The 5,933-nt window shown below is 64.2% G+C and carries 3 protein-coding genes and 1 pseudogene; all 4 read right to left on the reverse strand.

What is annotated here, in order from left to right:
* Nucleotides 1–96: 96 nt before the first annotated feature.
* Nucleotides 97–2,193, reverse strand: coding sequence for a beta-galactosidase (locus tag PA598K_RS19570; RefSeq protein WP_128658582.1), 2,097 nt, complete (start codon nt 2,191–2,193; stop codon nt 97–99).
* The gene (locus tag PA598K_RS19575; RefSeq protein WP_128658583.1) at nt 2,193–2,864 is read right to left on the reverse strand and encodes an aspartate/glutamate racemase family protein; all 672 of its coding nucleotides are present in this window, start codon (nt 2,862–2,864) and stop codon (nt 2,193–2,195) included. The genes PA598K_RS19570 and PA598K_RS19575 overlap by 1 nt, the downstream gene beginning before the upstream one ends.
* A 339-nt stretch (nt 2,865–3,203) precedes the next feature.
* Entirely contained in the window at nt 3,204–3,986 is a 783-nt protein-coding gene (locus PA598K_RS19580; protein WP_128658584.1) for a response regulator transcription factor, read from the reverse strand.
* A gap of 236 nt (nt 3,987–4,222) precedes the next feature.
* A pseudogene (locus PA598K_RS38085) lies at nt 4,223–5,933 on the reverse strand (hypothetical protein); the annotation flags it as partial.

Consider the following 5,933-nt stretch of genomic DNA (forward strand, 5'->3'; position numbering starts at 1 on the left):
ACCTCCCACGCCCACTGTCGGCCGGCAGCGCCTCGACCCATTCGTCCGCGGGCTGGCGGTACCACAGCTTCTTGTCGTCATCGTGCCGAATGTCCTTCATCGCTCCGACCTCCCTGTTGTCATCTGCGGCATCTTCTCCCCGTCCGGGGCGGCGACCATACGCAGGATGCGCACATCCCGAGCTGGCAACCCCAGCGCGCCCGCTTGCGTCGCGCCGCTGAGCAGGTCCACGTATACGCCGCCCTCCAGCTCGACCTCGGCTGCTGTCTCGTTATGATTGAGCAGGAACAAGAAGCGCTCGTCGCCCTTGGCGCGGACAGTCGCCTCGACTCCCGCAGGCGTCGCCAGCACAGGCTCGATGCCGATCGCGTCGCATAGCTGTCCGATCAGCCCGCGCAGCATCGCATGCTCCGGCGACGTCGCCAGATACCAGGCCTCGCCTGCGCCGCGCCGGTTGCGCGTCAGTGCCGGACTGCCTGCGTAGTAGTCCTGCTCGAAGACGGCCACCGTGTCGGCCCCCTCGGTATGGATAACATCGCACAGCACGCCGCAATCATACGGACCAGTCAGCCCGCCTAGCGGGGCCGTCATGACGACGCGATTGGGCTGATGCACCATCGGCGCGTCGATCTCCTCGACCCAGAGACCGAGCAGCTCCCGCAGCTCGCCTGGATAACCACCCGGTATTACCCGGTCATACTGGTCGACGATACCGCTGAACGTCGTCGTCACGAGCGTGCCGCCCTGCTCCACGAAGCGCTCCAGCCGCGCCGCATAGCCCGGCTGGAGCATATAGAGCACCGGCGCTACGACCAGATCGTAGTCGCCGAGCTCGGCGTCGACGCCGATCAGATCGACCGACAGATTATGCGCGTAGAAGGCGGCGTAATATTTCTCCACCTCCCGCACATAGCGAAGATCGACCGTCAGGCCGCTGGAATGCTCGATCGCCCACCAGTTGTCCCAGTCGAAGACGATCGCCGCCCGCGCCTTCGTACGCGCCCCCGGCAGCGCGTCGCCCAGCCGCCGCAGCTCCTCGCCGATCCCTGCGCACTCGCGGAATACCCGGGTATGCTCATGTCCGGCATGATCGATCATCGCGCCGTGGAACTTCTCAAAAGCGCCGAGCGACCGCCGCAGCTGGAAGTACATGACCGCATCCGCGCCGCGCGCCACCGCGTGCAGGCTCCATAGCCGATTGACGCCCGGACGCTTCACCGCATTGCGCGGACGCCAGTTGAGCTGGGTCGGGCACGACTCCATGAGCAGGAACGGCTCGCCGCCCTTCAAGCCCCGCATCAGGTCATAGCGCATCGCCATCTGCGCCGGGGTCATATCGTCGGCAGGGTACATGTCCAGCGCGATCACGTCGAGCTCTCGCGCCCACTTGAAGTAATCGAGCGGCTTGTACGTGCCATTGCCCTGGAAATTCGTCGTCACAACAGCATCCGGCATGACGTCCTTGATCGCATCGCGCTCCAGCTTGTAGCAGGAGAGCAGCGCCTCCGAGTTGAACCGGTCATAGTCGAGCGAGATGCTCGGGAAGGCGGTCGCATCGGGATCGGAGGAGCTCAGATGCTCGCTGAGCGCGCTCGGCAGCACGATCTCGTCCCAGTCGTAGAACGTATGGCCCCAGAAGCTCGTATACCACGCCGCATTGAGCGCCTCCAGCGTACCGTACTTCTCCCGCAGCCAGACGCGGAACGCCCGCTCGCAATGGTCGCAGTAGCAGCGCAGGCCGTATTCGTTGTTGACATGCCATAGCAGCAAGGCGGGATGATCGCGGTAGCGCTCCGCCAGCCGCCGCGCCAGCCGCTCTGCGTAGAGCCGGTAGGTCGGACTGTTCGGACAGGAGTTGTGGCGACGACCGAACTTGCGGCGGCGGCCGTCATGCTCCGTGATCAGCACATCGGGGTAACGCGTCGCCATCCAGGCCGGATGAGCCGCCGTCGAGGTGCCCAGACAGACCCGGATGCCCTCGGCATGGAGGCGATCCATCATTTTGTCCAGCCACTCGAAGCGGTATGTCTGCTCGTCCGGCTGATTGCGTGCCCAGGAGAATACATTGATCGTAGCGATATCGACGCCGGCGATGCGGAACAACCGCATGTCCTCCTCCCACACCTCGCGCGGCCATTGCTCCGGGTTGTAGTCGCCGCCGTACAGCACCTTGGGCAGACGCTCGGTGAACATCAGCGCTTCGCCCCCCTCTCGGCCAGCAGCCGACGTATCTCTATGACGCTGCGGCGCGGGCTGGACAGCACCGGCTTGCCGAGCCGCTGCGCCAACTCCGCCTCCATCCGGGCCATCGAGCCTTGCGCGAGCACGAGCGCATCGGCCTGCGCGGCGACGCGCTCGGCCGTCTCCAGCAGGAGCCGGTCATGCTCGTCCTGACGGCCCCCGACGAGCGCCTCATAGGCTCCTGCCGCCAGGCCGTCGATCAGTTGCACTGTTCGTCCCTGCTGCTCGGCCTGCTGCCGCAGCAGTCGCAGCGTCGGCTGCAAGGTCGTCGGCAGCGTAGCCAGCACAGCGACCGAGCGATAGGAGGCGACCGCCTCTGCCGCCATCTGCTCGTCGATCTTGACGAGCGGGATGTCGAAGAACGCCCGGGCATCGCTCGCCGTCTCGCCCACCGAGGAGCAGGTGTTGAGGATGATCGAGGCGCCGAGATCGGCGGCATGCTGGTAATATTGCATCAGCCTGCGCTTCACTCCCGACGTCACGCCGCCCTCCCGCATCACCTCGGCGATGATGCTGTCATCGATAATATTGACGAGGCGCACCTCGGGCAACAGCTCGTCGAACTGCCGCTTCAGCGGCTCTGCCAGTCCTTGGCCCGTATAGACCGCCACTACAGTATCCATCTCTTGTGGTCCTCCCTTGATCGACAGCCTCCTGCTCGCCGCATGCCTCTGGCCGGTCACAGCGCGAGCAACGCTTTATTCGCGCCCTTGACGCCGTTACTCCCACGCCCTTGCATGCCGCTGTTCCCTCCGCCTCGTCGCCGCTTCTCAAGAGCATGGCCGCGAGCTGCGAGTAAGCGCTGTCTTTTCTTCCTATTGTAGTCGGAGGGGATGGGCATTACAGCGTTCGATCTTAATGACTTTCCTTCAAAATACGAACCCCCTCGGCGAGAATCCAGGCAGGACTTCTCTCCAAGGGGGCGTATGAGGGCGCCATCCGCGCGATCGGCTGATAGCTGCTTATGAGTGAATCTTGTAATGCTGCCGGTATTCGCTTGGCGTGACGCCGCAATATTTTTTGAAGACGCTGAAAAAATGGCGGACGCTCTCGTAGCCGACCTGCTCGGCGATCCGATGCAGCGAGTCGTCGGAGTCGCTGACGATAAGCGCCTTCGCTTTTTTTATCCGATACTGGTGCAAGTAATGGATTAGCGTCAAGCCCGTCTCCTTGCGGAACAGCGAGCTGATGTAGTTGGGATGCAGATAGACATGCTCGGCGATATGGTCGAGCGATATATTTTCACGATAATACGTCTCGATGTGACGGATGATCTTCTTCACATTTTTGGACATCTGCTCGTAGTCGACGCCCGCCACCGTATCATCGGGATGGGACGAGGCGCGCGCCTCCTTCTCCTCCGCCTCGCCGCCCAGCAGCTCCAGCGACAGGTTGGCCAGCGCGTCATAGAGCTCGGCCTTGTTGATCGGCTTCAGCAGGTAATCGATCACCTTGCAACGGATCGCCTGATGGAGATAGACCGGGTCGTCGTAGCCGGTCAGGATGAGGAAGCGCTGGCAGAGCCCGCGCTCGCGCACCTTGCGGATCAGCTCGAGTCCATTCATCTCCGGCATCTGGATATCGGTGATGAGCAGGTCGGGACGGTAATGCTCCAGCCTCTCCAGCGCCTCGTAGCCATCATACGCGCTGACGATCTCCGAGCAAGGCGTCTGGCCTTTCTCTATGATGTTGATTAGTCCCTTCAGCATAAACGGCTCGTCGTCGACGATCATCAGCTTCAGCATGGGCGCTACCTCCTCACACGCTACGTATCTCAGACGGCCCTCAGAACAAAGCCTACGGTCACGGGATCGTTCTTTCGCTTCCAGTAACGATTCCGTGCCTCTTCGGCTTTTGAGGGCAGTCTGGATTCTCCGCTCCATCATAGCATCCGTCTGAAAGCGCAAGCAATGGGGGAAGCTTCCTGCTCAAATACTCTGCTGCGCCCCCTAAACCATTGTGTCCTCCAGCCGTGCTATGTCTACACAGCGTCCAAACGTACGGGTCCGTACAAGCCGCCCGCCGCGAAGGCCTCCTGCCAATGTTCGGGCATCCCCTCCGGTTGCCAATACGATACCTTCGGATCGACAGAGCCCCCGACATTGCTGGACGGTCGACCGATCTCGTAGTGCGCCCCCAGCGTGTTGGCGACACGGATGCGTAATCGGTGCACGCCAGGCTCAAGCGTCAGCTCGTACCGATACGGTCCCCATGCCCGCACGCCGAGCGGTTGGTCGTCCAGCCACGCCTCCACCGTGCCGCGCACCCGGCCGAGCGACAGCACGGCGTTGCCTGCTTCATGCCACGCGAAGGTCGTCTCGTACTCGACGACGCCGCTATGATGCGGCAGACAGAGCGCGGTCCGCCAGTCGCCGAGCGCTCCGGCTGTCTGCGCCGTCTCGAAGCGGATCGGCGCCAGCAGCACATCCGCCTCTGTGCTCGCATCGTCCGGCACGATCCGCAGCGCCGCCATCGCGCCTGCCGGCTGGGCTGCGAACTCGGCTCTGCCGCCTCGCATCGGCGTCGGCTCGCCGTCGATCCAGCAGGCGCAGACGCCCGCGACGCTTGCTTGGAGCGATACTGCGCCGACCGGCAGCGGGAAGCGCAGCCAGATCGGGCGACCCGTCCGAGCAGGATCGCGGACGAAGGGGAGCGACCTGGCAGACGACACCGCGTCCGGCATGAGCCAGCCGACATCGGGCAGCGGATGCGGACGGCCCGGGAGCCACATCGTCTCTGTCTCGGCGAATTGCAGCACCGCCTCATGGACCAACTCGGCCGCCTCGCCGCGCTCATCGCGCCAGTCCGTGCCAGTACAGAACATCCGACTGCTGCCGTCCTCGCGCTCGAGGATGCCGTCCACCATACCTACGCCGTCTCCTTCGGGCAGGACCAGCTCGATCCGATTCGCTCCGGGCCGCCAGTACGGGGTCAGATCGAGCTCCTCCTGGCCTTGTCGGATATAGGGATTGAAATCGCCATGCTCGGTGCGCAGCTCGCCATTCACATAGAGCGCCACCCGTCCCTTGGCGCAGAAGATAACGCGCGCCCGGCTGACGGGCCCCGGCTCGTCGATCGTATACGACAGCCGCGTCAGCGGACCGGGACGAGGCGCGCAGATCCACTTCGGCAAGGGCTCCTGCGGCTCCGCGTATATGGCGATGCCGATGCGGATCGGCCCGACCGCCAGCGCCTCGGCGGACAACAACAGCGCATTGGCGCCCTGATCGAGCTGGACGAAGCCCGTCTGCTCCTCCGGGCCGCCAGCCAGGGACAGCGGCGCTCCATTGATCGAGAGCGCGACAGACGCGTGGCTCTCCGTCCGCACCCAGTAGATGCCTGCCGCCGGGGCGATCACATAGGTCCTCGCCCATACTCGATCGCCGACAGCAGCTATCCCCAGATTCAGAAACTTGCGCGGCACCCGACCCATCCGGCCCGCCCAGGTGCGGAACGACAGATCGCCAAGCGCCTGGCTGTAGACGACCGGCCAAGCTTCTTCCTCCGGGAAGCTCACCGCTCGCGAAGCCTCCCAGTAAGCCGCCTCGCTCCACAGTCGCTCACTCCAGCCCGCATCGTCGAGGGCGGGAGTGTGCCACCCCGCAGCGACCCCGTCGCGCTCGCTCATCTCGCACGCCACCCTCAACTGTCGGCGCTCGATCGGAGCGAGCGGCTGCCGCTCGCCATGCAGG

It is taken from the genome of Paenibacillus sp. 598K, from assembly GCF_003851045.1.
Taxonomy (GTDB): domain Bacteria; phylum Bacillota; class Bacilli; order Paenibacillales; family Paenibacillaceae; genus Paenibacillus_D.

Coding starts and splice junctions, on each gene's coding strand:
- PA598K_RS19570 (WP_128658582.1), bottom strand. CDS start 2,193: ATGTTCACCGAGCGTCTGCCCAAGGTGCTGTACGGCGGCGACTACAAC.
- PA598K_RS19575 (WP_128658583.1), bottom strand. CDS start 2,864: ATGGATACTGTAGTGGCGGTCTATACGGGCCAAGGACTGGCAGAGCCG.
- PA598K_RS19580 (WP_128658584.1), bottom strand. CDS start 3,986: ATGCTGAAGCTGATGATCGTCGACGACGAGCCGTTTATGCTGAAGGGA.